Source organism: Pseudomonas sp. Marseille-QA0892 (assembly GCF_054950135.1).
In genome coordinates this window covers 1,588,489-1,615,352 of the sequence record NZ_CM143104.1, presented here as the reverse complement: position 1 = coordinate 1,615,352, position 26,864 = coordinate 1,588,489, and the positions used below count along the sequence as shown (strand labels likewise).

Here is a 26,864-nt window from a genome sequence, read left to right as displayed (position 1 = left end):
GAGCGCCTGCCGAGCTCAAGGTGTTTTCAGGCAGGCTACAGAACGACCTTCAGGCATTGCCCGGCGTGGTAAAGACTGAAGCCGCTTTCATACAGCGCGCTGCGTATGGCCGCGGTACGCAGCGAACGCTCTTCGGAAAAGGGAAGCGGCAATGCATCGCGTCGGCCGCCCACGAGATAATCCGCGAACGCCTTGCCGACGACCGTGCCTGTCGTATTTCCGCGCCCGTTGTAGCCGTTCGCGGCGATCAAGCCCGGCGCCGGCTCGAAGAGCCGCATAAGATGGTCGGGCGTGAAGTCGATACAGCCCGTCCAGTGCATTTCCCAGTCGACGCGACCGAGTGCCGGAAAGTAATGCTGTTGGATCCGATCCGCCCAACGCCTGACGAACCAGGCCGGCTTGGCATCCATACCGCCCAGGCTGCCGAGAATCAGCCGGCCGGCGTCGTCGCGGCGGATGCTGCTGAGAACCGTCCGCGTGTCCCAGGAGCCCTTTGCATGCGGCAGGATCGTCTGGGCCGCATCCGACTCGAGTGGCGTCGAGGCCACATTGTAGTAATAGCCGCGAAAGTAATTGCGCTGCAAGCCTTCCCATTCGCCTGCCGTGTAAGCGCCAGTCGAAATGACCACCTTCTCCGCCGTGACAGTTCCGGTCCGGGTCTGCACGCTCCACTGGTTGTCTGTGCGCGTGAGCGAGGTCACGGGCGAATGCTGGTACAACGCACCGCCGACATTCACGACCGTGCGCGCCAATCCAAGCGTATAACCCATGGGGTTGATAGTGCCGGCACGATGGTCGAGCAAGGCCGCTTCGATCTTGTCAGTGCCACAGTACTCGCGACAGCGGGCGCCAGTCAGCAGTTCGATGGGGGCACCGCGCCGCTGCCACTGCGCGCAGCGTGACTCGAGGTCTGTCGCCCCCGTGCGGTTATGTGCCATGTGCAAGGTGCCCTCGGGATGGGCTTCACAGTCCAGACCATAGCGTCGGATGAGGTCGAATACGACATTCGGCGCATCGCCAAGGAAGGTATTCAGTTTGCGCCCATGGACCTCTCCAAGCGTTGCCTCCACCTCATCGGGTGGAATCCAGGTCCCCGCGTTCACGAGCCCTACATTACGGCCCGAACCGCCCGTACCAAACAGGAAGGCTTCGAGCACAACGACACTGAGCCCCCGCTCGCGCAAATGCAGGGCCGTCGATAGTCCCGTGATGCCGCCGCCAATCACGCACACATCGGCCTTCACCTCTTCCATGAGTGTCGGCGTCGAAAACGTAACAGGCGCCGTTTCCTCCCAGAGACAAGCCTTGCGCAACTCGATCATTCCCGCCCCCTTTTGCCCTGGATCTTATGGGCCGCGACGAAAACAGCAGGGGTTCGCCGCGTCGGTCGCGGCGCCCGGATCAATCGAAAACGATGCCCTGCGCCAGCGGCAGTTCGCGTGAGTAGTTGACGGTGTTGGTCTGGCGGCGCATGTACGCCTTCCACGCGTCGGATCCGGACTCACGCCCACCGCCCGTTTCCTTTTCACCGCCAAAGGCGCCGCCAATCTCTGCACCACTCGTGCCGATGTTGACGTTGGCAATGCCACAGTCACTGCCGGATGCGCTCTGAAAACGCTCGGCCTCGCGAAGATCGGTTGTGAAGATGCAGGACGACAGACCTTGCGGCACCTCGTTGTTCAGGCGCAGCGCATCGTCGAACTCGTCATACGGAATAACGTAGAGAATCGGTGCGAACGTCTCGTGGCGAACGACCTCTGTCTGGTCCGGCATCTCCGCGATCGCCGGCATCACGTAGTAGGCGTTGGGGTACGTATCGGCCAACTGCCGTTCACCACCGAACACCTTTCCTCCCTGTTCTCGGGCCTGGCTCAGCGCACCCTGCATGGCATCGAAAGAGGCCTTGTCGATCAGTGGCCCGACCAGGTTGTCCTTGCGTGGGTCGCCGATGCGAACCTTCGCATAGGCAGCCTTTAGGCGGTTGACGATCTCGGACTGAATGGAACGATGCACGATGAGCCGGCGTAACGTCGTGCAGCGCTGGCCGGCCGTCCCGACCGCGGCGAAGAGAATGCCGCGCACTGCCAGATCCAGATCCGCGCTGGGAGCCAGGATCATCGCATTGTTTCCGCCCAATTCGAGGATGCTCCGTCCAAACCGCGCAGCGACGCGAGGCGCCACCTCGCGCCCCATGCGCGTGCTGCCGGTTGCACTGACAAGCGCAACACGTGGATCGTCGACCAGCGCTTCACCTGCCTCACGCGCGCCTACGACCACCTGTGCCAGCCCCTGCGGTGCGTCCGAGCCGAACTCTTGCATCGCGCGGGTAAACAGCGCCATGCACGCGAGTGCTGTCAACGGCGTCTTTTCCGAAGGTTTCCATACGACCGCGTTGCCGCATACCACCGCCAACGCCGTATTCCACGCCCAGACGGCGACCGGGAAATTGAACGCACTGATGACCCCGACCACGCCAAGCGGGTGCCAGGTCTCACGCATGTGATGCCCAGGGCGCTCGGAGGCAATGGTGAGACCATAGAGCTGGCGGGATAGACCGACCGCAAAGTCGCAGATATCGATCATCTCCTGCACCTCGCCGAGGCCTTCCTGGGTGATCTTGCCGGCCTCGATCGAGACGAGCTCGCCCAGCTGAGCCTTGTGCTTGCGCAGTACTTCGCCGAACAACCGGATCAACTCACCGCGGCGCGGTGCCGGAACGTCCCGCCAATCGAGGAACGCTGCATGAGCGTTGCCAATCATGGTGCGCACGTCGTCGCCACGCTCGAGCGCCAGCTCCGCGATGCAGCTGCCATCGATGGGCGAATAGACCGGATGACCGCCTGCACGCAGGGCGATATCGACCCCAAGGTTCTTCAACAGCGTCTCGACCATGATCGTCTTCCCGTTCGTCAGCAATGAAAATGGATGCCTCGCATTCTCATGACGGGACCTGGCGGCAACAAACGACCTTTATTCACTACATCATTCCACCTGCTCATGAAGTAAGCTCTACGCATCCATAAGCGAGCCGACCCTTACCGCTCGGCTGATTTCCAGGAGGCGGTATTGATGTCCAGGCGACTCATGCCCTCGATGGCAGCGTTGCAGTGTTTCGAATCGACCGCGCGGCATCTGAGCTTCACCCGAGCTGCAGAGGAGCTTCACCTCACGCAAAGCGCAGTCAGCAAGCAAGTTGCACAGCTTGAAGAAATGCTCCAGCACCTGCTATTTCACCGGGTGAGGCGACGCCTCCAGCTCACGCCCGCCGGCATGTTGTACTTGGCTGAGGTCGGGAAGATCCTCACACAAGTCGAGATGTCCAGCCGCTACATCCTGTCTTACGGTGGCGAAACGCAAGTGCTGCGCGTGGCCACGCAGCCAACCTTCGGAGCGCGCTGGCTGATCCCCGGTTTGAAAGGGTTTGGAGCCGCGCACCCGAACATCCATCTGGATATCCATAACGAGCTGGAACCCTTCGATCTGTTGCAAGGCAAGGCCGACGTGATCTTTTTCTACGGTCAGGGCAGTTGGCCGGGCGCGCAGTGCCATGCCCTGTTCGGCGAAAGCGTCGTGGCTGTCTGTTCACCTGAAATACGCTTCGACGGGCTATCGGAGGACCCGGCACGCCTGGAAGGCCATACGCTGCTGCAATGCGCCTCGCGGCCTGAGGCATGGCATGACTGGTTCTCCGCGCAGGGACACACGACAGACCAGAGCTACCATGGGCCACGTTTCGACACCTTCTACATGTGCATTCACGCGGCGGTCGCGGGCTGCGGTATCGCCCTCGTACCACGCTTCATGGCAGACGCAGAGCTGGCTCAAGGCAACTTGGTGCTAGCCAGCGCATTCGCGCTGCGCACGGACGGAGCGTATTACATGGCGCATGGTGAGCAGGCGCATGAGCTTCCCAAGGTTCGCGCACTGGTAGAGTGGATTGCTGCCCAACCGCGTCCGTGACCGTTGCAGCGGACTGACAGGTCATTCCGCAAAAGAATGATGGCCCTTCGCAGCCCTTCAATGGGTTGTCGATTCTACCGCAGCGTCCGCTCTGACCGATCCAAACAACACGCACCGTCGGACGGCCTGTTACAAACATTCGCCGCCAGGATCGAACCGGAGCGTTTTTTTCAGGACAAAGCGCTATCCCCTGTTGGCATTACGCGTGCGTCGGTCGTTGGCCGATCTTCACAGTAGCGCGCCTCCCTTCCATGTAAAGGACATCCATGGCCTTCTGGCACTTCGTTACCAATCTCGGCGATTCAGCAATCATGTTGCCTTGCGCCATGCTCATGGGCATCTGGCTATTGCTTACCGTGTCCTGGCAGCAGGCTGTACGTTGGTACCTATGCTTCGCTGCCGCGAGTTTGCTCGTGGCGGCTTCGAAGATTGCCTTCTTCGGTTGGGGCGTTGGGATACGGGCGTTGGACTTCACGGGTTTCAGCGGCCACTCGATGCTCGGCGCCGCCGTGATGCCGGTCCTGGGATGGCTATTGTTCCAGCCCTCCGAGCGACTGAGCCGGGCGGGCGCCGCTTTGGGCGCCGTGTTGGCGATCATGGTGGCCTGGTCTCGCGTGCACCTTGGCTACCATTCGCCTTGGGAGGCGGTGACAGGTTCGCTGATAGGCCTCAGTGCATCAGCGTACTACCTCTATCGCGGGCCTAGGGTTAGCCAAAAGTCCATGCAACGGCTCGCGATGGCCGCGGTGCTTCTCGCACCCATCGTGTTGTTCCATGGCGTGCATGCACCCACACATGGAATCCTGCAACGCATTGGTGCCTATATCGCAGGAAATTCAGAGCCATTCAGCCGCCAGGACCTACGCAAGAACAATTCCGTCCCTCGCGCCGACTCGCTCGCTAAGCGGGACCAGGCTGCCTGATCCCACTTAGCGAGCGTACTGCCGACGAAACTGCAGAAGGTCCATCGGTAGGTGCGCTGATCAGAACGAAAAGCGCTTGACCAGGCGGTTCAGATCCACGGCGAGGCTTGAGAGCTCCCCACTGGCCACCGATGTCTGGTGTGACCCGGCAGCAGATTGCACAGCAAGATCCCGAATACTCGTCAGACTACGGTCCACTTCACGGGCTACCTGTGCCTGCTCTTCAGCCGCCGTAGCGATGAGCAGGTTGCGCTCGTTGATCTGCGCGATGGAGTCGGTAATTTCGGCAAGCGCCTGCCCAGCGGCCTGCGCCAGGTCAAGTGTCCGCTGTGCCTGACCGCTGGTGTGAAGCATCGACGAAACTGCGCTTTCAGTTCCAGACTGAATCGCGTTGATCATTTGCTCGATCTCGCGCGTCGACTCCTGGGTGCGATGCGCCAGCGCCCTCACCTCATCAGCCACAACTGCGAAGCCACGTCCCGCCTCACCTGCTCGCGCGGCTTCAATCGCCGCGTTCAACGCCAACAGATTGGTCTGTTCGGCAATAGCACGAATCACGTCCAGCACCTTGCTGATGCCCGTTGCACGCTCGGCCAATCCTTTTACTTCGTTCGAGGTCGAACCTACGCTGGCGACCATCTCATTGATGGCCGTAACGGTTTCTTCCACGCGGCTACGACCCGAGAATGCCGTCGTGCTGGATGTGGCGGCCGCTTGGGACGCCGACGCAGCATTCGATGCGACCTCATCCACGGCAGCGCTCATCTCATTCACGGCAGTCGCCGCCATTTCGATTTCATCATTCTGACGCTGCATACCCTTGGCCGAATCCTCGGTTACGGCGTGCATTTCTTCAGATGTGGTGGCCAGCTGTGTAGACGAGTCGGCAATGACAGTCAGGGCATCCCGCAAACTTGCCTGCATTCTTGCCATTGCCGCTACCAGACGCGCAGCCTCGTCGGTTCCGGACACATCGATGCGCTGAGTGAAGTCGTTCGCAGCAATCCGTTCGGCGATATGCAACGCCTCGTTCATTGGCTGGGCCACGCTGCGTGTATATATCAGGCCGAGAACCACTGCCGCCACAAACGCAGCGAGAAGCAAGACCGAGACCCACAATACCGTCGAGCTATACGCCGCCCGCGCCGTAATGCCTGCGTTGCGGGCCTTTTCATCGTTGACGCTTATGAGCGCTTTCAGTGTCTGGCCTAGCTCATCTGCTGCTTTACGATGGTCCTGCCCGGCATACGCCATGGCACTGACATAATCCTCTTTATCAATCAGCGCCAGGAATCGAGCCTGGGACGCGCGGAAGCTATCGTGCTTGCTCTGAAACTCAGCGAAAAGTGCCTTGCCCCTGGGCGTCACGATCAGCGAAGACAGCGTCTTGCCGTTTTCGACCATAGCGGCGGCCAGCACATCAACGTCTGCGCGCACTGATTGCCGGAACGCGGCCGACTCGTTGGGGTTTCGCAACCGAGCGTTGTTACCCCGGATGGCCGTGAGATCCAGAGCCATTGCATTGAGCGCATTGACGCTGGGCAACACGTTTGTTTCCAGATAGGACTCAGCCTCATTCAGCACAGCAGCTTGGCGTAGCGCGAACAACCCGAGCAGCACCATAAGTGCGCACAGCGCTCCGAAGCACAGGACCGACCGGGCCCGCAAGTTCAGTTTCCGTATGTACATCAGGTATTGCCTCAAGATGTGATCCAGCTCCCTTAAACATCGGAAGCTTTTCTAGAAACTTTTAGGCCTCAGTCGGAAATTCTTCAATGATTTTGTAACAGCCCTGAAACGAGACGGCATTCGCACTTCTCGCGCCAAGTCGCATCGCCTGCCTTCACAAAGCGAAGTTGCGTACACGCCAGGGCTATCCAATGATGATGTCACTACGCAGCACTTCGCTGCAGCATGGACGAGCAGGAGCCCGGAACTGATGACCGCGCTATTCGTTTCGTTGTGGAGTCACCCTGCCACGGCTGTACTGGTTACTATTGGTCTGGCAAATGTAGCCGCGCTGTTGGCAACCTATTCGCTCATTAAGCGCGCAGAGCACCGCGCCGCACGCCGGGCGTCCGCTGCAACGCGTGGACGAGCGGCAGGCCGCGTTGGTCAGCATGATACCTGGGCCGAGTCAGCCTATCTTCAGCATCAGCGGTGATAAAAAAGCCGGACTGTCATGAACAGCCCGGCTTTTTATTGCTGAAGACTTAACAGCCTGTCAGCTTCGCTTCGCGGCGCTCGCCCGGAAAGAATACGGGACGCAAACGCACGCCGACGGCGTTACCGAAGAAAGCCGCCACGAGCCACAGCCATCCGTGCAGACTGCCAGACGCAATGCCGCTGAAGTAGGCGCCAATGTTGCAGCCGTAGGCCAGACGCGACCCGTAACCTAGCAGCAAGCCACCGACGACTGCCGCCACGAGCGAACGCAGCGGTATGTTCAGATTCGGCGCGAAACGGCCCGCGAGGCCCGCCGCCAGCAAGGCGCCGATCATGATGCCGATGTCCATGACCGTGGTAACGTCCTCCCAAACGGGCGCAGCAAGCGCTTTCGCATTCGCCGCCTGCTGCCAGAACGGCCAGCTGCCGACATCCACGCCGACGCCTTGTAGCGTTTTCGCCCCCCAGAGCGCGAAAGCTGAGGTGATACCCCACGGACGGCCCGCCAGCGCCAGCGTCGCGTAGTTGAGCAAAGCCAGCAAAACTGCGCCCCACACCAGCGGCCAAGGACCGCGGAGAAAACGCTGCCAACCCTGTCGATCGCTCGCCTTCGAGCCCTCTAGGCTACCGTGACGACGTAGCTCCAGCCGCGCGCTCACCGCTGCTATTGCCGCAAATAGGGCCAGACTGAACGCGAGCGCTGGCCATAGGCCCATCGTGTCGATGATGGACGTTGCTGGAAGGCTCGGCAGCGACGACCACCAATGCAGGTGGTGTGTCGCGATCGTGCCACCAATAATGAAGAAGAGCAGCGTCACCAGCATTCGTGCGTTGCCGCCGCCAACGGTAAATAGCGTACCTGATGCACAGCCGCCACCAAGCTGCATCCCGATGCCAAAGATGAACGCGCCCACGACGACAGAAGTGCCCGCTGGCGCGACGAGACCACGGACCGGTTCGCCAAACAGCGTCCCAGAGGCGAGTGCCGGGAAGAACAGTGCAACAGCTATAGCAAGCATGACCATCTGGGCACGCAAGCCTGCACCGCGTCGTTCGTTAATGAAAACTCGCCACGCTGAGGTGAAACCGAAAGCCGCGTGATAGAGAACGAGGCCCAGCGCGCCGCCGACGACGAACAAGGCCGCCTGGCGACCGTCCACCGCCAGCGTCAACGCCAACGCGCCTGCAATAAGCAGTAGACCAGCAACGAGCGGCGAGCCGGACGGGTTCGCCGGAACAGCCGAAGGAATGGATACACTCATCGAAGCACCTTGAAATAACCCAGTAAAACTGTCAGCTATTTTACAGATCTCATAGCTATTGGTCAGCTAGCTGCTTATTCCTATTGATTTTAAGCTAATAACGGGTCACCGAGGCACGGGCCTTGCTTCGGAACGCTCATGACCTAGCAGAGCGTTTCCTCATGTCGCATTCTCATCTCACCACGCTGCATGCCGTCGCCCTTGGGCTCGAACTTGCAAGCGAACGGGGTATGCCAAACCCTGATCTATTGCTGGCCAATAGCGGTATTCAGCCCACGCAACTGAGGTACCCGGACATGCGGATTACGGTGGCTCAGGAGCGTCAGGTCTTCCTCAATGCGACCGCACGCTACCCAGACCTCGGTCTCGATATTGGCTCGCGCATGCATGTCACATCCTATGGATTGCTGGGTTACACACTGTTGTCCGCCGCTACCTTGGGTGACGCATTGCGCATCGCCTTTGCCTACCCCGCCCTACTAGGAACTCTGTTCGAACTCCGTCTGCGGGTTGATGGCGACACGGGCTGGATCGAGGCTCGGGGCTATCGAGAATCCGAAATGCTCGAGGTATTCAACACTGAGTTCTGCCTCACTTCCCTGAAGCTGATCTGCGGCGATCTGCTTAGCCGTGCCGTCACACTACGCGCTGCACACTTTCGGCACACGCAGCCCGCGTATGGAGCGCGCTATGCAGATACCTTCGGATGCCCGACGCGTTTCAGCACCGCAGAAAACGCCTTTGGATTCGACGCGTCTTTGCTGGCTGAACGCTTACCGCTGGCGGACGCCGTCACGCACCGCGACATGCTGGAACGCATCGATCGGCTGAACCTCGAGTTCGTCCAGCGTCAGGACCTGATAACCAGGGCGCGTGGCATCATTTCAGCTACCTTACCAGGCGCGCTCGGGCTAAAGGACCTCGCGCAGGCCCTCGGCTGCTCCAGTCGAAGCCTGCGCCGCCGTTTTCAGGAAGCGGGCACTCATTATCAGGCGCTGCTCGATGAAGTCCGTTACGAGCAGGCACGCGCCCTACTCCACCAGGAGCATTTGCCGATCAGTCATGTGGCGGAAGTCATGGGCTATAGCGAGACCGCGAGCTTTCGTCACGCATTCAGACGCTGGAGCGGGATGAGTCCCCGTCATTTCCGATACCCGCGCGCGGGGTAGCGCGCGGGCCATACATTCTGGCCACATCTATCCCCTATTGGCCGGATCGGTCGTTTCGCTGGCCGCCGGACTGTCCAAGAATGAGGGCAACCACCCACGCAGAGACTGCCCCATGCTGACCGTATACAGCGACGACCATCGCCTTCACCACGGGCGCTGTGAGCTCATCGATGGCGAACTCAAGCCATGCTTTGAAATGCCCTCGCGCGCGGATCATGTACTCGACCGCGTGCGCCAACGCGATCTCGGACAGGTCATCGAACCGCAAGACTTCGGACGCGGACCCATCGCCCGGATCCATACTCAGGATTACCTGGATTTTTTCGAGGGCGCGTGGGCGCGCTGGGCGGAAAAGGGTAACACCGCGGACCTCCTTCCGTTCACCTGGCCAGCACGAACGCTACGTAGCGTCCGCCCTGACAATCTTCATGGGCAGCTGGGTTATTACAGCTTCGATGGCGGTGCACCTATCACCGCTGGCACCTGGCAGGCCGCCTGGAGTGCTGCCCAAGTGGCTTTGACAGCCCAGGGTACCGTCGCCGCCGGGGCGAACAGCGCCTTCGCGCTCTGCCGGCCGCCGGGTCACCATGCGGCAGCGGACCTCATGGGCGGATACTGCTACCTCAATAACGCCGCTATCGCGACTCAGGCATTCCTGGATGGCGGCGCCAAGCGTGTGGCCATTCTCGATGTCGACTATCACCACGGCAACGGCACCCAGTCGATCTTCTACGAGCGCGACGATGTTCTCGTCACCTCCATCCATGGCGACCCACGCTTCGAATTCCCGTTCTTCCTGGGTTACGCCGACGAGACGGGCGCGGGGGTCGGCGAAGGCTACAACCTTAACCTTCCACTGGCAGCGGGAAGCTATTGGGATACCTGGAGCGATGCGCTTGAAAAAGCCTGCCAAGCCGTCGCCCGCCTCGGCGCGGATGTAATCGTGGTCTCGCTGGGTGTCGACACGTTCAAGGAAGACCCGATATCACAGTTCAAGCTGGACAGCCCGGACTACCTGCGCATGGGCGAGCGCATCGCACGATTGGGCAAACCGACACTGTTCGTCATGGAAGGCGGTTATGCCGTGGCGGAAATTGGCATCAACGCCGTAAACGTACTGGAAGGGTTCGAAGGAGCACGCGCATGAAAGGAGCAACCCGCATGAAGCCGTTCCAGTCACTTGCCGCGGCCGCGCTGCTCGGCCTTGGTGTTCTGAGCGCCACGTCGGCAAGCGCAGCGGAAGTCAGGGTCTTCAATTGGTCCGACTATGTCACGCCGCAGACGTTGTCCGATTTCAGCAAGGACAGCGGCATCAAACTTATTTACGACGTCTTCGATGCGAACGAGACGCTGGAAGCGAAGCTGCTCACGGGGAACTCCGGCTACGACGTGGTCGTGCCATCCAACATGTTTCTTGCGAAACAGATCCAGGCCGGTGTCTTTCAGAAACTGGATAGAACCAAGCTGCCCAACTTCAAGCATCTGGACCCGCAGCTCATGAAGCTGCTCGAGTCGAACGACCCCGGTAACGAACACGCCATACCCTACATGTATGGAACGGTTCTAATCGGCTTCAACCCGGACAAGGTCAAGGCCGCGCTGGGTGAGGACGCCCCGGTAGACAGCTGGGATCTGATTTTCAAACCGGAAAACATCGAGAAGCTGAAGTCTTGCGGTGTAGCGATGCTGGACTCGCCTGCGGACATTCTGCCGATTGCACTCCATTACCTGGGTTTACCGCCAAACAGCACCAAACCATCCGACTATGACAAAGCAACAGAGCTGATGCTGAAGATTCGGCCCAACATCGCCTACTTTCACTCGTCGCGTTACATGAATGACATTGCCAACGGCGATATCTGCGTTGCGATCGGCTATTCGGGTAGCTTTTTCCAGTTTGGCAACCGTGCCAAAGAGGCGGGCAATGGTGTAGTCGTCGACTGGCGCCAGCCGAAGGAAGGTGCGCAAATATGGTTCGATCTGCTCGCCATACCGGCAGACGCGAAGAATGTCGATGAGGCACACGCCTTCATCAACTACCTGCTCGACCCAAAGGTGATCGCGCAGAACAGCGACTTCCTGGGCTACCCGAACCCCAACAAGGACGCCACGCCCCTGGTCAGTGCCGAGATTCGCGATAATCCGAACCTGACGCCGACCGAAGCCAGCAAGCAAACGCTCTATACGCTGGAGGTGCTTCCGCCTGCCGCCGAGCGTGCACGGACACGGGCTTGGACCAAGATAAAGAGCGGCCTGTAAGCCAGGCCAGCCGGGGTATTGATGCCTGCGCGTACACGACGCTAAGGCAGCTGACGGCATCGGTTGTAGGCCCAAGTGGAACACCGGTAGGTAACGGCGCGGCCCATGCTCTGATGCAGGGCCGGACTGAGCAGGCACTCGGCAAGCATGTATTGCCTGGCCGTCTAGCCAGCTGAAACATCAATGGGTCAATCGAAGCGCTTGGCGGTGCACCCGGATGCGTTTTTTGATGGCCAACGGGTGAAGAAAAGGCGATACACGCCCTGGTCGTGTCCAAAAAAACCTGCTTCGCGTCCCCCTGCCCCCACCGCTCATACTTCAAGCGGCGTCAAGACTGGAGGGATGCCGGCGCGACAGGCACAATTGGCAAACGTGTAAAACTTCAGGCCTCACCATGATCTTCGATGAAATCGCCCTCAAGCCCTACATCCGTGCCGTACCGGACTTCCCCAAGCCGGGCGTGGTGTTTCGGGATATCACGCCGCTGTTCCAATCGCCTCGTGCGTTTCGAATGGTCGTGGACAGCCTTGTCCAGCGCTATGTGGAGGCAGACGTAACGCACATCGCTGCACTGGACGCGCGCGGGTTTCTCATCGGGCCTATGCTCGCGTACGCCTTGAACAAACCATTGGTCCTGTTCCGCAAGAAAGGCAAACTGCCGGCTGAAGCGCTGATGGAGGTGTACCAGACGGAGTACGGCGATTCGGTTATCGAAGTCCACAAGGACACCCTGTGCGACGGTGATTCGGTACTGCTCGTGGACGACCTGATCGCCACGGGTGGCACGTTGATGGCTGCCGCCAACCTGGTACGCCGCATGGGCGCACAGGTTCATGAAGCAGCAGCGATCGTCGACCTGCCCGAGCTTGGCGGTTCGCAGCGGCTTAACGATGCTGGGATTCCTACCTATAGCCTGGTCTCCTTCGCGCTGTCCGAGCGCTGATCGCACCTTCCTCATGCCATGCGCGCGGCATCGTCCGCGCGCAATCTGATCGATTTCCCCACATTGAGCCGTTCCCGCGCGTGTAAACGATAACCGGGCGGCAATCGTGCGCCTGGCGAATTAGCCTTCTACAGATCATCGCTATCTAAAGGGCCGTCGCCACCAAAACCAGCTCCCGCGTGAGCGACCAGCTTCCCGCTGACGCCATCCGCGAGACAGGGCACACCTTGGGCGACATTGTCCTCCCTTTCAAATTCCACTATCGCCCTGTGACACCCTGCCGCACTTGTCGCCGCTTCGTTAATTGACGCGCGTCAACAGTGCCCAGATGGCCGCGCGTAGGCTCCCTCCATCTTTCTGGAGGGCGCCCGAATGGCTACCCCGTCCCCTTCTCTCTGGCGCATTCCGCTCGTTCGGGAGATTGCCGTCATTCTGGTCATCAAGCTGGCGATCCTCCTCACCATCAAGGCGATCTGGTTCGACGCTCCCACCGTTCCGAAGAACGGTACCGCACTCGTCAGCGAGCACCTGTTCCGCCCCGCTACTACCCGATTGAAACCTGATGAGGAGTCACCGAGATGATCTCGGAAAGCGTTGTCGATTTATCGCGACTTCAGTTCGCGATGACTGCGTTGTACCACTTCCTGTTCGTGCCGCTGACCCTGGGCATGGCCTTCCTGCTTGCGATCATGGAGTCGGTCTACGTCCTGACCGGTAAACAGGTCTACAAGGACATGGTCAAGTTCTGGGGGAAGCTGTTTGGCATCAACTTCGCCCTGGGCGTCACCACCGGGCTGACGATGGAATTCCAATTCGGTACGAACTGGTCCTACTACAGCCACTACGTCGGCGACATCTTTGGTGCACCGTTGGCGATCGAAGGTCTGATGGCGTTCTTCCTCGAGTCGACCTTCATTGGCCTGTTCTTCTTCGGCTGGGATCGCCTAAGCAAGGTCCAGCATCTGGCGGTCACGTGGCTGGTTGCCCTGGGTTCGAACCTGTCCGCCCTGTGGATCCTGGTCGCCAATGGCTGGATGCAGAACCCGGTCGGCGGTGAATTCAATTTCGAAACCATGCGCATGGAGCTCACGGATTTCGGCGCCCTCCTCTTCAACCCGGTTGCCCAGGTCAAGTTCGTCCACACCGTAGCCTCGGGCTACGTAACAGGTGCCGTCTTCGTTCTGGCTATATCCAGCTGGTATCTGCTCAAGGGCCGCGACATTGGGTTCGCCCGCCGGTCGTTCGCCATCGCGTCGGCTTTCGGCCTGGCTTCAATCCTCTCGGTTATTGTCCTGGGGGACGAGTCCGGCTATGAGATTGGCGATGTTCAGAAGACCAAACTCGCCGCCATTGAGGCCGAATGGGAAACCTCACCGGCACCCGCAAGCTTCACGCTGTTCGGCATTCCGAATCAGGAAGAAATGCGGACCGACTATGCCATCAAGATCCCCTATCTGCTTGGCCTGATTGCGACCCGTTCGGTGACTGAAGAGGTAAAGGGCATCAAGGAATTGATGGCCGAGCACGAGGGCCGGGTGCGCAATGGCATGACCGCCTACGCGCTGCTCGAACAGCTGCGTGCCGGCGACAAATCCCCGGCCACGATCGATGCGTTCAACGACGTGAAGCGCGACCTGGGCTACGGGCTGCTGCTGCGCAAATACACTGAGGACGTTCCGAGCGCCACCGAAGCGCAGATCGCCATGGCCGTGAAGGACAGCGTGCCGGGCGTCGCCAGCCTTTTCTTTACCTTCCGGGCCATGGTTGCCTGCGGCTTCCTGATGCTGGTGCTTTTCGCTTGCGCCTTCTGGGCTTCGGCTCGCAAGAATGAAGACAAGAAACCCTGGCTGCTCAAGTTTGCGCTGTTCTCGCTTCCACTGCCATGGATTGCCACGCAAACCGGCTGGTACGTCGCTGAACATGGCCGCCAGCCCTGGACCGTCGGCGAAGTGCTGCCGACCCACCTGTCAGCCTCAAGCCTGACAGCGGGCGATGTGATGGGCTCGCTTCTGGCGCTCGTAGCCTTCTACACCCTGCTGCTGGTTATCGAGATGTACCTGATGATCAAGTTCGCGCGCCTTGGGCCAAGCAGCCTTCACACCGGCCGCTACCACTTCGAGAAAGTCGAACTGCCCGCGTCGGTCAAGAGCCTCGTCACGCCACGCCCACGCGAACTCGAACCTAGCTGAGGATCCGATCATGCTCGACTATGAAGTACTCAAGATGATCTGGTGGGTGTTGATCGGCGTATTGCTGATTGGCTTTGCACTCACCGACGGTTTTGACATGGGCGCGATGATTCTCATGCCATTCGTGGGCCGCACCGATACGGAGCGCCGCGTAGCGATCAATACCATCGCGCCACACTGGGACGGCAATCAGGTCTGGTTTATCACCGCGGGTGGCGCGTTGTTCGCCGCCTGGCCGATGGTGTACGCAACTGCGTTCTCGGGGTTCTACTGGGCCATGCTGCTGGTGCTGTTCGCGCTGTTCTGCCGGCCGGTCGGTTTCGACTATCGCAGCAAGATCGAGGACAAACGCTGGAGGATGTCCTGGGACTGGGCACTCTTCGTTGGTGGGTTCGTACCGGCACTCGTATTCGGTGTCGCGTTCGGCAACCTTTTCCAGGGCGTGCCGTTCGAACTCGATGGCATGATGCGCTCCACCTACACCGGCTCGTTCTTCGGCCTGCTCAACCCATTCGCCCTTCTGGCCGGCGTAATCAGCGTGGCGCTGCTTAGCCTGCATGGCGGTGCCTGGCTGATGATGCGAACCGATGCCGATCTTGCCGAGCGCTCTCGCCGTGCCTCACAGCTCTGCGGCCTGGTCTATCTCCTGGGTTTCATGGGTGCAGGCGCCTGGCTGGTGCTCGGTATCGAAGGGTACCGCATGGTCAGCGATGTCGATGCGGGGGCCATGCTCAATCCGTTGCACAAGGAAGTGGCTCGCGACAATCTGGGCTGGCTGGCCAACTACAGCACATACCCCTTGACCATACTGGCCCCGATCATCGGTCTGCTGGGTGGCCTGATTGCGCTGGCCAGTGCGACGCTCGGACGCTCCGCCGCAACATTCGTCGGCAGCTCGCTCGCGATCGTCGGAACCATCTGCACTGCGGGTTTCGCACTCTTCCCCTTCGTTCTGCCTTCGAGCATCGATCCGGCAGCCAGCCTGACGGTTTGGGACGCGGTATCGAGCCACCGCACGCTCGGCATCATGTTCGTGGTCGCTTGCATCTTCGTACCCATCATCCTGGCATACACGCTGTGGGGCTATGTCCGGATGTGGGGAAAACTGACACACAAGACCATCGCGGCCGATCCGCATGGCCTCTACTGATCGCAACGGGAGAATTGAAATGTGGTATTTCGCCTGGATACTCGGTGTGCTGCTGGCCTGTTCGTTTGCTATCGTCAATGCCATGTGGTTGGAAGCTACGCAGAATCTGGACGAAGTCCCATGAGTACCACAGTGATGGGAAGCTGGCTTTCCAATGGTTGGGCACGGAGTTTCTCGCTGCTGCTCGCCTCGCCACTTGCGCTGGTGTTGTTGATTTATCCGGCCCTGATGCTCGATGGCGGAGGCCACTACAACCATAGCCAACTCATGTCCGTCATGCTTGGCATCGCTGGCGGCTTCGTTCACGGCGTGGGATTCGATCCGAGAGGCCGCGTTTGGCGAATCCTCTTTGGACCTGTGTTGGCATGGTTCCTGCTTTCAGTTGGCTACGCCGTTTTGATACAAGCACAGATGACGTGAGATTGACGGGAGCGCCACTGGGCGCTCCCTTGGCTTCCGTCACATGGTTGTCATGTCAGCCCCATAGCATCCAGAGAAAAGCAGGTCAATCGACTGACGGAACTAAAGTTAGTTACGCTCGGTCCGATAGACAAATCAACACGTTGCCTATCAGCGTTTTGTCAGTACCGTGGCAAGGGCCACACAGAAGTGAGTAATCGATACATGTCCATCCAACATCAAGCACAAGCCGCCATGAGCGCACTGTCCAGCGCGTTTGCACCGCTGAACTGCTTCATCCAGGCACCTGGTAACAAGGGAAGCTTCAGCTTCACCATCGTCAATCAACACGGCGTTGCCTGCCACACCCAGCGTGTTTACCCGGATCAGTACATGGGTAATGGTCGTCTGGAGCAGATCATCGATCGTGCTCGGAAGTCGCTGAACGCTTAAGCGCCAGCGCTTCCGCGCTGGCTGCCCTGCCCTCCGCTACACCCGCCTTTCCTTCTTCACTCGCTACACCCCGCATCGTTCAGCACCAGTCCGAAGCGCGACATCCAGGTCACGAATGCGCTGTTTATTCATTCGCGTCCGCACCAAGCGCCCGCTCAAGCGCGGTCAGCCTGGCTTCGAGCGTTGCTATCCTTTCTTCCAGATGACCGATCCGCTCCGACTCGACGGGCTGCTCTGATCCGCTGGTACGGTTTGCTGCGGCCTGGACCATTGCCTCGCGATCCGCTGCATTGCCCATCTGATGCATGTAGCGTTCTTCACGCTGGCCCACCTGACGGGGCAACTGCTGTACCAGCCCGCGTGCTGCCAGACGCTCAAGCTGATGCTTTACTTCGTCAGTATCGTCGAAGGCGTGCATGCGGCTGCTGCGCGTCAATAGCTCACCCGTCGTCTGCGGGCCCCGTAGCAACAGAAGTCCCAGCAGCACAACCTGCGAGGCAACCAATTCGAGCACCTTGTCGGTCCGCTGCTCCCAGCGGTCGGCGCGACTGCCCATGACGAGGCGAACCAAGCCCCGTTCTTCGAGCCGTCTAAGCGCCTTTCCGGCTTCTCCCTGCTGGACGGTCATGATTGGGTCACGGCTCGTCTTCTGGTTGGCAGCCAGGAGTACAGCATTGAGCGTCAACGGGTAGCTTTCAGGTGTCGTCAGCTGCTTCTCGATCAAGCATCCCAGCACTCGGATCTCAACTGGAGACAAGGGTTCGTCCCCGTAGGGGAATGTGACGTCTTCTGTCATGTATGGCCTCACTACAGAGGGGAGAAGCAGCCAATCGTGGCTGAAGCGCCTGCGCCTGTCCATTATTCGGCCGCCTGTCACACGGTGGTCATCGAACCGTCAAGTTTCGGTTACCCGCGGTTCATAAGATCGAGTCGACCAAGCCAAGGAAGCTCGCGGATGCTCGTCACGTTAGTCACCGAGACGTACCCGCCGGATGTGAATGGCGTAGCGCTTACCGTCCTGGGGTTCGAACAGCGCCTTCGGGCGTTTGGCCACTCAGTCAATATCGTCCGCCCGCGGCGCGATGACGATGGTGATACGCTGCTCGACACGCTATGTGTTTCCAGTATCAAGTTGCCTCGTTACCCCGGCCTTCGCCTAGGGTTGCCGGCCGGTCGCCGCTTGAAACGGCAGTGGCGCACGGCACGGCCGGACGTAATCTACGTCGCCACCGAAGGCCTCCTTGGAGCCACGGCGATCCTCGCGGCGAGATCTCTGGGGATACCCGTCGTGACGGGCTATCACACGCGGTTCGATCACTACATGTCTCGCTACCGACTATCGCTATTGGCCGGCCCTGCGAGAGGATGGCTCCGCGGACTTCACAACCTCGGGCGCGCAACAATCGTCTCGACCGCCGCATTGCAGCGTGAACTCACGAATCAAGGCTACCGGCATGTGCGTTGGGTGCCGCGAGCCGTTGACGCCGTGCGCTTTAACCCAGCGAAGCGTGACGTCGCTCTGCGGGCGCAGTGGGGCGCGGCCTCCGAAGTCCCGGTATTGCTGCATGTTGGCCGCATTGCACCCGAGAAAAATGTCGACCTCGCCATACGTGCCTTCAGGGCAGTGCAGCGTAAATGCCCAGCAGCGCGGATGGTTCTCGTCGGCGATGGTCCGCTACGCGACTCGTTACAGTCGGCCAATCCCGATCTTATCTTTGCGGGCAATCGCCATGCTGATGATCTAGCTGCACACTATGCGAGCGCGGATATTTTCCTGTTTCCCAGCCTCACCGAGACGTTTGGCAACGTAACGCTGGAAGCGCTGGCCAGCGGACTGGCGACGGTTGCTTTTGACGACGGGGCCGCCCGCGAACACATCATGGACGGCGTCACGGGCCGACTGGCTACGCAGCAGGATGAGGACGCATTCATTGCCGCGGCCGTCGGTTTGGCGGGTGATCCAGATGCGCGATCGCGAATGGCTACTGCGGGTCGTGCATGCGTGGCGCAGCTCGATCCGATTTCGGTCGCACGTGCGTTTGAGCAGGTATTGATGACGGTCGCCCAGCAGGGCGATCAGCGCTTGGGTCTCGATACACCGGGGGGGCAACTGCGATGAACGCACACGTCAGAACGATGCGAGCACGGGAGCGGGCCTGGTGCCTGCTCGCCAACCAATGGGGCACACGCCATTCGGTCCGCCGGGCCTTCGCAGTCGCGAGCAGGCTCGGGGATGGTGTCGCCTGGTACACACTAATGGCAGCCATCATCATCGTGGACGGTTACGACGGGTTGGCCGCCGCCGCGCACATGGCGGTGACTGCGGTAGCAGCGTTGCTCATGTACCGCTGGCTCAAGCGCTACACGCGCAGGCCTCGACCCTACGCCAGCGACGTCCGGATACAGGCGCTCGTAGCGCCGTTGGACGAATTCAGCTTCCCGTCGGGGCACACGCTACATGCCGTATCGTTCACCTGCCTAGCCGTTGCGTACTACCCTTTGCTGGCGCCGGTCCTCATTCCTTTTGCAGCCGCAGTGGCGATATCCCGAGTCGTACTGGGCCTGCACTACCCCAGCGACGTACTGGCTGCGACCCTGATTGGCGGTGCACTAGCGGGCAGCTCGCTCTGGGCCTGCAGCATTTCCTGAGATATAGCGACGTGAAAGGGCTCCGGGTTCGTGGTATCAATGGCGATTCATTTGCGAACCCAATTTGCCCATGTTTTCACTACGCGTTCTGGTCGCCAGCCTTTCGCTGACTGCCGCCCTCTCTGCCTCGGCTGAGATCCCAGCAGACGCGCGCAAGCAGATGCTGGAAGAAGCCAATCTTCTAATGCTCCCGCGCGCACGGGCAATCCCCGAGATCACACTTACGGATCTCCAGGGTGAGCCCTACAGCACGCAGGGCATGCGGGGGCATTGGTCTTTACTGTTCTTCGGATTTACGTTCTGTCCCGATGTCTGCCCCACCACACTGAGCGACATGCGTCGGCTCTTCGGCATCTTGAATGCCGAGGAGCGCGAGCAGCTCAGGCTGGTCTTCGTGACGGCCGACCCTGCGCGCGACACGCCTGATCGTCTTGCCACCTACCTGCACTATTTCGACGAAGGCTTCGAAGGGCTTACCGGTGACATGGAAAATTTGCAGGCACTATCGAAAGCCGTTGGCCTGCCTTTCGTTCCGCCCGACACCCAAGAAGACGGCTACAGTGTCACTCATAGCGCGAACATGGCGCTCATTGCGCCAGACGGGGCACTTCGCGGGATCATCAGGGCACCCATCGACATCGAAGCCCTACAGCGCTGGCTTCCGCGCGTCATGGGTCAAGAAGGTCAATGACAATCGAGCGTATCCGATAGCACGTAGGCTTCGAACGCGACTTCATCGATCCAGAACTGCACATGTCGTTTCAATTCGCCAGACGCCTCAAGTGCCGCAACCGCGGCCGTGACGTCATCGCGCAATGCCGGATCTGAAACGTGGAATGCCTGGGTGAACCGATATCCGGCAACGGGCTCGATCCTGCGGTTATAGCGCACCCATTCCGGCAGGTAGGCAAGCTGGGTCAACAATGTGTCTTCAGCCGCGACGGCTGCGCATTCGCCGAGCTTCAGTCCGATAAGCGCATGGGCCGTGCTTGGATAGAAGCGCGGCACAACGCTGAAACGCTGGATGAGCGTCGAGGCATACGGACTATTCCGCGTCAAACACACCTGCTGGCCTTTCAAAGCGTGCCAATCCGAAGAGCCCGACTCGGCAGCGCCAAGGGCTGAAATGGCAGAGTCGAAATAGACGACACCTGCAGTACGGCCCATCAGTACATCCGCTTCTGATGGCGCCGCGTGCGGATCATTACCAGGCGACACATTGCGCATCGATATCGGACGGTGCAGCTGCTCACCCAATCTCGCGGCAAGCGTCACCTCGAACGTGTGGCCACCTTCCGGCGATTCGGATGCCGATAACAGCGCATATCCCCCAGTCGCGACTGCGACCGATTGGTCGTCGGCCCCTGACGCGTTCAAATGGAACGCCAGGGCGACCAGAGGCCAAACTGCGAGCCGGGGTTTCATCATCACACGTATTGATAGCGCAGCATGCGCTGCTTGAATTTTTCGAGAATGACCTGGTCGATCAGCGTCGCCAAAATGGCAATGACGAGGATATTGGTCATGACGCCAACCATGTCGGCGATCTCACCGGAGTACGCGAGTGACCGGCCTAGCCCCTGTCCGAAGCCGATCAGCATCTCAGCCGAGATCAACGCCCGCCAGGCATTACCGAATGCCAGCTGCGCGCCCGTGATCAATTCAGGCATCACCGCCGGCAGGTACACGCGCTTTATCAGCTGCCAGCGAGATGCACCCATCACGCGTGCAGCCGAAACGTGGACCGGCTGCACACTCTCCGTTGCGTTCATGACAGACAGCGCCATCGGGAAGAATGCAGCCAGGGCAACCACCACGATCATCGGCAGATTGCCGAAGCCCATGACGATGAGGAACAACGGCACCCAGGCAATCGACGGAATGGACTGCAGGATGACGATGGCGGCACGCAGCGTTTCACGAAAGAAGAATAGGATGCCGCCAAGCAGGCCGAACCCGATGCCAAACAGCAAGGCAAAGCCATAGCCGGCGCCCAGGCGCGACATGCTTCCGGCCAGGCCCTCGCGGAACTCTGGCTGTTGGACCGATTGAACGAGGCGATCCAGCACGGTTGGAATGCCGGGCATGAGGAACGAAGGCAGGCTCCAGGCAGCCGCCTGCCAAATGAGGAGAATGAAGAGAACGGCCAGCAGTACTGCAAGGTACTTCTTGGGGCCGGTGAGACGACGCTGCTGACTCATGCGTGCGATACCTCGGTCTTGATACCAAGCAAGGCAAGGATCTCCTTGCGCTCGGCAGCGAATTCGGAGAGGTCGTGGCTTTTCTCGTGATGGCTGAAATTGAATTCCTTCAGCACCGTGGCCGGACGGCTGCTAAACACGAGAATACGATCCGCCAGGTACAGCGCCTCATCGACATCATGCGTCACCAGTAAAACAGTCGGCTTGTGCTCTTCGATCAGCTCGCGCAAGACGTCCTGCAGCGCCATGCGCGTGAGGGCATCCAGGGCGCCGAAGGGTTCGTCGAGCAGCAGCACTTCAGGGTTTGCTATAAAAGCGCGGGCAAGCGCCGTACGCTGACGCATGCCACCGGACACCTGGTGCGGATAGTAATCCTCGAATCCGATCAGATTGACGCGGGCGAGCCAGGCCCGTGCCTTCTCCTGTGCTTCGCCCTTCCCGACGCCCTGCATTTCGAGCGCCATGGCAACGTTTGCCACCAGCGTTAGCCACGGATACAGCGCGTGTTCCTGGAATACGAGGGTGCGTTTGGGCCCTGGGTCGCGAATCGCCTGCCCATCAGCGGTGACTTTCCCTGCGGATGGCTTCTCGAGCCCAGCCACGAGATGAAGCAATGTTGACTTGCCACAGCCGGACGGCCCAACGAGTGCTACAAGTTCGCCCTTGGCCATTTGGCCATTGAAGCCCTTGATGACTTCCAGCTTGCCGAAGCGTTTATCTACCTGTTCGAACGAAAGATGCATGAGACCACTTCAAACATGGCGACGCCGCGCGGGAGGCACGGCGTCGAGGCACACGAAAGGATGGATCGGTAAGGCCGGCGGAACGTTGGCCCGCTTGACCGAAGGATCAGAGTCCGCGCGCATCCTGCCAGGACAAATCGACGATGGCCTTGGTATCGAAGGCGCTGCCGTCACGCGTCTTGAGTGCACCCTGCTCCTGCAGGATATCTGCGAGCTCCTGGATACGATCCAGATCCGCTTGCTCAAGCTTGGCGGTAAAGGTCTGGGTGGCGATTGCATCCTGAATGACCTGCTCGCGGGGCAGCTCGCCCATCTCGCGCGTCTTGAGGGTCGGCTCGGCAATGAAATATTGAGCGATCAGCTTGGCGGCTTCGGCCGGCTTCTGCTGCAGCATTTCGATCGCATCGCGCTGTGCATCCAGCGATTTCCAGACGGCATCCTTACGCTTGGCAAGAATGTCACCCGACGTGATTACCACCATGCAGGGGAATGGCCAGACTTCACCGATCTCATAAACCTGCTTCACCGGCGCGACAAGCTGGGCGATACGGTCGTAGGGCTCGAACAGGAAGGCTGCGTCGACGCGGCCCGATACCAACGACTGGACCGCAACCGCCGGGCTCACACCCAGCACATTCACGTCGCCCTTCTCGAGGCCTGCATTCTTGAAGGTCACACCACGGAGTACCACGTCGGCGGTACTGCCTTCCTTCTGGGAGGCCAGGCTGTGGCCCTTGAGATCTTCGACTTTTTCGATGCCCGTGCCTTCACGCGCTACGATCGAATGATAACCCTGCTGTGCGCCGCTGACGACCTTGAGGTCGGCCCCCTTGGACGCCCATGCAACAGCATTGGTGAAGCCTAGTACACCGGTGTCCAACTGCCCGCCGACAATGGCCTTGATGAGGTCCGTACCGGAGCTGAACTCGACCATTTCAACATCGAGCCCATGGGACTTGTACAGACCGGCCTCATAGGCGACCAATGCCTGCGCATCATCCATCACACGGATGTATCCGACCTTGAATTTCTCATTGGCCTGGGCGATGGCGCCCAGCACCATCAGTGCGGGAATCAGAAGGAATCGAGCTTTCACGGAGGTCCTCTCTCACAGCGGTACGGCCAAGCCGTTATAACGAAAACCTAGGCACTTATTCCAAAAAGGAATTTCAAGCCGTGGCGTTATGCAAGCTTAGCATGACAGAACGCGACGGATCGACGACCGCCCTTCAGCTACTCATGGGCTTACGGCCTGCGAAGGCATGTGCAAGGGTGCCGCCATCTACTAATTCCAACTCGCCACCCAGCGGTATGCCATGCGCGAGCCGTGATACCGTCAAACCCTTCGGGATCAGCAACTGGGCGATGTAGTGAGCAGTCGCCTCGCCCTCGACCGTCGGATTGGTGGCGAGAATAACCTCACGCAGGCCCTCGGCACGCTCGACTCGCGCCATGAGCTCAGGTACGCCAATAGCGTCCGGGCCCAAACCGTCCAGCGGGGACAAGTGCCCCTTGAGCACGAAATAGCGGCCCCGGAATCCGGTTTGATCGACGGCAAATACGTCCATCGGGCTTTGCACCACACACAGCACGGTGTCGTCGCGGCGCGGATCGGAGCATTGATGGCACAGCGGATCTTCACTCAACGTACGGCATTGCTGGCAGTACCCAACGCCCTCCATTGCCTGCTGAAGCGCAGAAGCCAGACGTAGCCCACCACTCCGGTCCCGCTCGAGCATTTGCAGCGCCATGCGCTGAGCACTCTTCTGGCCGACACCCGGCAGGATACGCAGGGCGTCGATCAATTGGCGAATCATGGGGCTGAAGCTCATGGAGGCTCCGGACGAAACGGGATTGGGATCTTCAGAAGACTCACAGGCTCGGATCGGCTCCGCGCCTGTGGGACCAGCGGGACGGCACTACGCCCCGTGGCGTCTACCGCCATGCGAATGCGTGGCGGTACCAGGGCCGCGCTTAGAAAGGCATCTTGAAGCCAGGGGGCAGCTGCATGCCAGCTGTCATACCTGACATCTTTTCCTGGCTGTTCTGCTCAATTTTGCGAACGGCATCATTGACGGCTGCTGCGATGAGGTCTTCCAGGATTTCCTTGTCTTCCTGCATCAGGCTGTCATCAAGACTCACGCGCTTGACGTCGTGACGACCCGTCATGACGACGCTGACCAGGCCCGCACCCGACTGGCCGGTGACCTCGGCGTTGGCCAGCTCTTCCTGCATCTTCTGCATTTTTTCCTGCATTTGCTGCGCCTGCTTCATCAGACCAGCCATGCCACCTTTCATCATGGTGCGTTCCTCAGCTTTCCAAGGGTTCAATGGTATCGGCGCGAACGACCGCGGCGAACTGTTCAATCATTTTCTGGACCAATGGGTCCTCCACGATGGCTTGCTCCGCCTGCCGTTGGCGGGCAGCGCGCTTACGTGCGGCAGCCAGCGAGGGTGTTTCCTGCCCCGGCGGCTGGATGGCAACGTCGACCTGGATCGTTCGCCCTTCGAAGGCGTTCACGGCATCGTTCAACCGGCGCTGCTGCGTCGCGTTAAAAAGCGCACTTTGCGCAGGCTCGAGATAGAGATACCACGTATCACCTTCAACCCGGGCGAGTGTGCAATTCGCCGCAATACTTGCCGTAAGGCCCGCAAGCCCAAGTTGCGGGAAGACTTCCAGCCAGCGGGCGGCCAGACCGGTTGCCGGCGGAATATCGGGGCGCAGGGCGTCTTCTTCAACCGCAGGCTCAGGCTCGGGCTCAGCATCACCGATGGTGTAGTTGTCCATATACGCATAGACGTCGGCATCGACATCATCATCGCGGTCATCCGCGTAAACGTCAGCGTCGAAGGGCGGCGCGTCGGTCACTTGCGGATCGGTCACGGCGGTTGTCATTGCTTCGGCCAGCAATGACGCGTCTGCACCCACAGCGGGCTCGGCGTTGGGCAAGGCCGCTTCGGCCTTCTCCACTGCCTCAACCAGCGCGTCTGACTCAGACTGATGAGGGGTGCTCGGAGGTTCATCCCACGGAAGATCTACTGCCGGCGGTTTCGATGCGGGCTCCGGTGCCGAGCGCTGTAGGCCTGATTGCTCAGATTCAGTTTTTACCGACGCCGCAGGTGCAGGCGCAACCGTTGGAACCGGCGGAGACGCCGGGGTTTCGCCGGCGATTCGGGTGCCGGCCCCGTTGAGCATGTCGGAATCAGTGGGGGCCTTGCTGATTCCCGGGTTCTTTAGCGGCCGACTCGGCGCGCCATCCGCGCCCGCGGGCCTGAAGGCAAGCATGCGCAGCGCCACCATCTCGAAGCCGCTTCGAGGATCTGGTGCGAGCGGCAGGTCACGCCGCCCAATAAGGCCCATCTGGTAATAGAACTGCACATCTTCGGCGGGTAGCGCTTCGGCTAACGCGAGCACTTTGTCCCTGTCACCCTGACCGTTGTCGACAGCCTCCGGGAGCGCTTGGGCCACTGCGACGCGATGAAGTACATTCAACATCTCGCCCAGCACGCCGTTCCAATCAGGGCCCTGCTCTGCCAGGTGACGTATGGCACCGAGCAATTTACGCGCATCGCCTTCGATGAGCGCGTGCAATACGCCGTAGACCTGGCCGTGGTCGAGAGTGCCCAGCATCGCGCGGACATCCGCTGCGACGACCTTGCCCTCACCGAATGCAATTGCCTGATCGGTCAGGCTCATGGCATCGCGCATGGAACCGTCGGCCGCTCGGCCCAGCAGCCACAGAGCATCTTCCTCGAACGGGACGTTTTCAGCGGCAAGGACATGGGAAAGATGGTCGACGACCCGCTCCGGCGGCATGTTCTTAAGGGAGAACTGCAGGCAACGCGAAAGAATCGTGACGGGCAGCTTCTGCGGGTCCGTCGTGGCCAGCAGAAACTTCACATGCGGCGGCGGCTCCTCGAGTGTCTTCAGCAACGCATTGAAGGAATGCGTCGACAACATGTGCACTTCGTCGATGAGATAGACTTTGTACCGACCGCGGCTGGGCGCGTACTGGACGTTGTCCAGCAACTCGCGGGTGTCTTCCACTTTGGTTCGGCTTGCGGCGTCGACCTCGATCAGGTCAACGAACCGCCCTTCATCGATCTCGCGGCAGACGGAACACTGGCCGCACGGTGTTGAACTGATGCCGGTTTCGCAATTGAGGCATTTGGCGAGGATGCGTGCGATGGTGGTCTTGCCCACCCCGCGGGTACCGGTAAACAGGTAGGCGTGGTGCAGTCGCTGGTTGTCCAACGCATTGATCAATGCCTTGAGCACGTGCGTCTGGCCGACCATTTCGCGGAAGGAGCGAGGGCGCCATTTACGTGCAAGGACCTGATAACTCATGAATACCGTCGGAGCTGGTGGCGAAGAGCGGTAATGCTAGCGGAGCGTCC

The 26,864-nt window shown here is 60.1% G+C and carries 26 protein-coding genes and 2 pseudogenes; 15 read left to right on the top strand and 13 right to left on the bottom strand.

All coding sequences use genetic code 11. The features are described 5' to 3' along the window. Positions 1-35 precede the first annotated feature (35 nt). Both amaA and amaB read right to left on the bottom strand, forming a co-directional pair. Entirely contained in the window at positions 36-1,322 is a 1,287-nt protein-coding gene (gene amaA / locus ACY8D3_RS07465) for an L-pipecolate oxidase (RefSeq protein ID WP_462382990.1), read from the bottom strand. Positions 1,323-1,401: 79 nt separating this feature from the next. Continuing rightward, a complete protein-coding gene (gene amaB, locus ACY8D3_RS07460; protein ID WP_462382988.1) occupies positions 1,402-2,892 on the bottom strand; it encodes an L-piperidine-6-carboxylate dehydrogenase in 1,491 nt (496 codons plus the stop codon). 177 nt (positions 2,893-3,069) lie between these two features. Here amaB and ACY8D3_RS07455 point away from each other — a divergent pair, with 177 nt between their 5' ends. Then, the gene (locus tag ACY8D3_RS07455; protein ID WP_462382986.1) at positions 3,070-3,960 is read left to right on the top strand and encodes a LysR substrate-binding domain-containing protein; all 891 of its coding nucleotides are present in this window, start codon (positions 3,070-3,072) and stop codon (positions 3,958-3,960) included. Positions 3,961-4,226: 266 nt separating this feature from the next. Further along, the gene (locus ACY8D3_RS07450; protein ID WP_462382984.1) at positions 4,227-4,883 is read left to right on the top strand and encodes a phosphatase PAP2 family protein; all 657 of its coding nucleotides are present in this window, start codon (positions 4,227-4,229) and stop codon (positions 4,881-4,883) included. A 60-nt stretch (positions 4,884-4,943) separates the two neighbouring features. Here the strand turns inward: ACY8D3_RS07450 and ACY8D3_RS07445 are convergent. The 3 genes and pseudogenes from ACY8D3_RS07445 to ACY8D3_RS07435 form a co-directional block, all read right to left on the bottom strand. Next, positions 4,944-5,540, bottom strand: a pseudogene (locus ACY8D3_RS07445) (methyl-accepting chemotaxis protein); the annotation flags it as partial. 306 nt (positions 5,541-5,846) lie between these two features. Further along, positions 5,847-6,506: pseudogene (locus ACY8D3_RS07440) on the bottom strand (MCP four helix bundle domain-containing protein); the annotation flags it as partial. A 590-nt stretch (positions 6,507-7,096) separates the two neighbouring features. Then, positions 7,097-8,311, bottom strand: coding sequence for a YeeE/YedE family protein (locus ACY8D3_RS07435; protein ID WP_462382982.1), 1,215 nt, complete (start codon positions 8,309-8,311; stop codon positions 7,097-7,099). A gap of 161 nt (positions 8,312-8,472) precedes the next feature. Between ACY8D3_RS07435 and ACY8D3_RS07430 the strand changes: the two genes are divergently transcribed. From ACY8D3_RS07430 to ACY8D3_RS07385, 10 genes are all read left to right on the top strand, one after another. Beyond that, on the top strand, positions 8,473-9,480 hold the full coding sequence (locus ACY8D3_RS07430; protein ID WP_462382980.1) for an AraC family transcriptional regulator: 1,008 nt from the start codon (positions 8,473-8,475) through the stop codon (positions 9,478-9,480). A gap of 112 nt (positions 9,481-9,592) precedes the next feature. Then, entirely contained in the window at positions 9,593-10,627 is a 1,035-nt protein-coding gene (locus ACY8D3_RS07425; protein ID WP_462382978.1) for a histone deacetylase family protein, read from the top strand. Then, positions 10,624-11,739, top strand: coding sequence for a polyamine ABC transporter substrate-binding protein (locus ACY8D3_RS07420; protein WP_462382976.1), 1,116 nt, complete (start codon positions 10,624-10,626; stop codon positions 11,737-11,739). Before ACY8D3_RS07425 ends, ACY8D3_RS07420 begins: the two co-directional genes overlap by 4 nt. A gap of 394 nt (positions 11,740-12,133) precedes the next feature. Then, complete coding sequence (locus tag ACY8D3_RS07415; RefSeq protein WP_462382974.1) at positions 12,134-12,682, top strand: adenine phosphoribosyltransferase; 549 nt, start codon at positions 12,134-12,136, stop codon at positions 12,680-12,682. A 372-nt stretch (positions 12,683-13,054) separates the two neighbouring features. Beyond that, entirely contained in the window at positions 13,055-13,264 is a 210-nt protein-coding gene (gene cydP / locus ACY8D3_RS07410) for a cytochrome oxidase putative small subunit CydP (RefSeq protein ID WP_462382972.1), read from the top strand. Further along, positions 13,261-14,871: a cytochrome ubiquinol oxidase subunit I gene (locus ACY8D3_RS07405; protein WP_462382970.1), complete on the top strand. Its 1,611-nt coding sequence runs from the start codon at positions 13,261-13,263 to the stop codon at positions 14,869-14,871. The genes cydP and ACY8D3_RS07405 overlap by 4 nt, the downstream gene beginning before the upstream one ends. Positions 14,872-14,881: 10 nt before the next feature. Beyond that, complete coding sequence (cydB, locus tag ACY8D3_RS07400; protein WP_462382968.1) at positions 14,882-16,021, top strand: cytochrome d ubiquinol oxidase subunit II; 1,140 nt, start codon at positions 14,882-14,884, stop codon at positions 16,019-16,021. Positions 16,022-16,040: 19 nt separating this feature from the next. Next, positions 16,041-16,145, top strand: a complete 105-nt coding sequence (cydX, locus tag ACY8D3_RS07395) for a cytochrome bd-I oxidase subunit CydX (RefSeq protein ID WP_462382967.1) — start codon at positions 16,041-16,043, stop codon at positions 16,143-16,145. Then, positions 16,142-16,441 carry a cyd operon YbgE family protein gene (locus ACY8D3_RS07390; RefSeq protein WP_462382965.1) on the top strand — a complete coding sequence of 100 codons (300 nt, stop codon included), beginning with the start codon at positions 16,142-16,144 and terminating at the stop codon, positions 16,439-16,441. Before cydX ends, ACY8D3_RS07390 begins: the two co-directional genes overlap by 4 nt. Before the next feature lie 204 nt (positions 16,442-16,645). Then, positions 16,646-16,873: a hypothetical protein gene (locus ACY8D3_RS07385; RefSeq protein WP_462382963.1), complete on the top strand. Its 228-nt coding sequence runs from the start codon at positions 16,646-16,648 to the stop codon at positions 16,871-16,873. Between the two features lie 124 nt (positions 16,874-16,997). Here ACY8D3_RS07385 and ACY8D3_RS07380 read toward each other — a convergent pair whose 3' ends face one another. Beyond that, positions 16,998-17,669, bottom strand: a complete 672-nt coding sequence (locus ACY8D3_RS07380) for a YceH family protein (RefSeq protein ID WP_462382961.1) — start codon at positions 17,667-17,669, stop codon at positions 16,998-17,000. A 159-nt stretch (positions 17,670-17,828) separates the two neighbouring features. Between ACY8D3_RS07380 and ACY8D3_RS07375 the strand changes: the two genes are divergently transcribed. From ACY8D3_RS07375 to ACY8D3_RS07365, 3 genes are all read left to right on the top strand, one after another. Then, the gene (locus ACY8D3_RS07375; protein WP_462382959.1) at positions 17,829-18,992 is read left to right on the top strand and encodes a glycosyltransferase family 4 protein; all 1,164 of its coding nucleotides are present in this window, start codon (positions 17,829-17,831) and stop codon (positions 18,990-18,992) included. Beyond that, positions 18,989-19,522 carry a phosphatase PAP2 family protein gene (locus ACY8D3_RS07370; RefSeq protein ID WP_462382958.1) on the top strand — a complete coding sequence of 178 codons (534 nt, stop codon included), beginning with the start codon at positions 18,989-18,991 and terminating at the stop codon, positions 19,520-19,522. Before ACY8D3_RS07375 ends, ACY8D3_RS07370 begins: the two co-directional genes overlap by 4 nt. A gap of 70 nt (positions 19,523-19,592) precedes the next feature. After that, a complete protein-coding gene (locus ACY8D3_RS07365) occupies positions 19,593-20,213 on the top strand; it encodes an SCO family protein (RefSeq protein WP_462382956.1) in 621 nt (206 codons plus the stop codon). Here ACY8D3_RS07365 and ACY8D3_RS07360 read toward each other — a convergent pair. The 7 genes from ACY8D3_RS07360 to dnaX form a co-directional block, all read right to left on the bottom strand. After that, positions 20,207-20,947, bottom strand: a complete 741-nt coding sequence (locus ACY8D3_RS07360) for a type 2 periplasmic-binding domain-containing protein (RefSeq protein ID WP_462382954.1) — start codon at positions 20,945-20,947, stop codon at positions 20,207-20,209. The two genes, ACY8D3_RS07365 and ACY8D3_RS07360, sit on opposite strands and share 7 nt — an antisense overlap. Before the next feature lie 2 nt (positions 20,948-20,949). Continuing rightward, a complete protein-coding gene (locus tag ACY8D3_RS07355; RefSeq protein ID WP_462382952.1) occupies positions 20,950-21,723 on the bottom strand; it encodes an ABC transporter permease in 774 nt (257 codons plus the stop codon). Continuing rightward, entirely contained in the window at positions 21,720-22,466 is a 747-nt protein-coding gene (locus tag ACY8D3_RS07350; protein WP_462382950.1) for an ABC transporter ATP-binding protein, read from the bottom strand. Before ACY8D3_RS07350 ends, ACY8D3_RS07355 begins: the two co-directional genes overlap by 4 nt. A gap of 106 nt (positions 22,467-22,572) precedes the next feature. Next, complete coding sequence (locus tag ACY8D3_RS07345; protein ID WP_462382948.1) at positions 22,573-23,562, bottom strand: ABC transporter substrate-binding protein; 990 nt, start codon at positions 23,560-23,562, stop codon at positions 22,573-22,575. Positions 23,563-23,695: 133 nt separating this feature from the next. Beyond that, positions 23,696-24,298: a recombination mediator RecR gene (gene recR, locus ACY8D3_RS07340; RefSeq protein WP_462382946.1), complete on the bottom strand. Its 603-nt coding sequence runs from the start codon at positions 24,296-24,298 to the stop codon at positions 23,696-23,698. Between the two features lie 142 nt (positions 24,299-24,440). Further along, complete coding sequence (locus tag ACY8D3_RS07335) at positions 24,441-24,767, bottom strand: YbaB/EbfC family nucleoid-associated protein (RefSeq protein ID WP_016491885.1); 327 nt, start codon at positions 24,765-24,767, stop codon at positions 24,441-24,443. 10 nt (positions 24,768-24,777) lie between these two features. Next, complete coding sequence (dnaX, locus tag ACY8D3_RS07330; RefSeq protein WP_462382943.1) at positions 24,778-26,814, bottom strand: DNA polymerase III subunit gamma/tau; 2,037 nt, start codon at positions 26,812-26,814, stop codon at positions 24,778-24,780. Between the last annotated feature and the right edge of the window lie 50 nt (positions 26,815-26,864).

Bases quoted from the DNA above. Each gene is read 5' to 3' on its own strand.
- amaA (WP_462382990.1), bottom strand. From the start codon at position 1,322: ATGATCGAGTTGCGCAAGGCTTGTCTCTGGGAGGAAACGGCGCCTGTT.
- amaB (WP_462382988.1), bottom strand. From the start codon at position 2,892: ATGGTCGAGACGCTGTTGAAGAACCTTGGGGTCGATATCGCCCTGCGT.
- ACY8D3_RS07455 (WP_462382986.1), top strand. From the start codon at position 3,070: ATGTCCAGGCGACTCATGCCCTCGATGGCAGCGTTGCAGTGTTTCGAA.
- ACY8D3_RS07450 (WP_462382984.1), top strand. From the start codon at position 4,227: ATGGCCTTCTGGCACTTCGTTACCAATCTCGGCGATTCAGCAATCATG.
- ACY8D3_RS07435 (WP_462382982.1), bottom strand. From the start codon at position 8,311: ATGAGTGTATCCATTCCTTCGGCTGTTCCGGCGAACCCGTCCGGCTCG.
- ACY8D3_RS07430 (WP_462382980.1), top strand. From the start codon at position 8,473: ATGTCGCATTCTCATCTCACCACGCTGCATGCCGTCGCCCTTGGGCTC.
- ACY8D3_RS07425 (WP_462382978.1), top strand. From the start codon at position 9,593: ATGCTGACCGTATACAGCGACGACCATCGCCTTCACCACGGGCGCTGT.
- ACY8D3_RS07420 (WP_462382976.1), top strand. From the start codon at position 10,624: ATGAAAGGAGCAACCCGCATGAAGCCGTTCCAGTCACTTGCCGCGGCC.
- ACY8D3_RS07415 (WP_462382974.1), top strand. From the start codon at position 12,134: ATGATCTTCGATGAAATCGCCCTCAAGCCCTACATCCGTGCCGTACCG.
- cydP (WP_462382972.1), top strand. From the start codon at position 13,055: ATGGCTACCCCGTCCCCTTCTCTCTGGCGCATTCCGCTCGTTCGGGAG.
- ACY8D3_RS07405 (WP_462382970.1), top strand. From the start codon at position 13,261: ATGATCTCGGAAAGCGTTGTCGATTTATCGCGACTTCAGTTCGCGATG.
- cydB (WP_462382968.1), top strand. From the start codon at position 14,882: ATGCTCGACTATGAAGTACTCAAGATGATCTGGTGGGTGTTGATCGGC.
- cydX (WP_462382967.1), top strand. From the start codon at position 16,041: ATGTGGTATTTCGCCTGGATACTCGGTGTGCTGCTGGCCTGTTCGTTT.
- ACY8D3_RS07390 (WP_462382965.1), top strand. From the start codon at position 16,142: ATGAGTACCACAGTGATGGGAAGCTGGCTTTCCAATGGTTGGGCACGG.
- ACY8D3_RS07385 (WP_462382963.1), top strand. From the start codon at position 16,646: ATGTCCATCCAACATCAAGCACAAGCCGCCATGAGCGCACTGTCCAGC.
- ACY8D3_RS07380 (WP_462382961.1), bottom strand. From the start codon at position 17,669: ATGACAGAAGACGTCACATTCCCCTACGGGGACGAACCCTTGTCTCCA.
- ACY8D3_RS07375 (WP_462382959.1), top strand. From the start codon at position 17,829: ATGCTCGTCACGTTAGTCACCGAGACGTACCCGCCGGATGTGAATGGC.
- ACY8D3_RS07370 (WP_462382958.1), top strand. From the start codon at position 18,989: ATGAACGCACACGTCAGAACGATGCGAGCACGGGAGCGGGCCTGGTGC.
- ACY8D3_RS07365 (WP_462382956.1), top strand. From the start codon at position 19,593: ATGTTTTCACTACGCGTTCTGGTCGCCAGCCTTTCGCTGACTGCCGCC.
- ACY8D3_RS07360 (WP_462382954.1), bottom strand. From the start codon at position 20,947: ATGAAACCCCGGCTCGCAGTTTGGCCTCTGGTCGCCCTGGCGTTCCAT.
- ACY8D3_RS07355 (WP_462382952.1), bottom strand. From the start codon at position 21,723: ATGAGTCAGCAGCGTCGTCTCACCGGCCCCAAGAAGTACCTTGCAGTA.
- ACY8D3_RS07350 (WP_462382950.1), bottom strand. From the start codon at position 22,466: ATGCATCTTTCGTTCGAACAGGTAGATAAACGCTTCGGCAAGCTGGAA.
- recR (WP_462382946.1), bottom strand. From the start codon at position 24,298: ATGAGCTTCAGCCCCATGATTCGCCAATTGATCGACGCCCTGCGTATC.
- ACY8D3_RS07335 (WP_016491885.1), bottom strand. From the start codon at position 24,767: ATGATGAAAGGTGGCATGGCTGGTCTGATGAAGCAGGCGCAGCAAATG.
- dnaX (WP_462382943.1), bottom strand. From the start codon at position 26,814: ATGAGTTATCAGGTCCTTGCACGTAAATGGCGCCCTCGCTCCTTCCGC.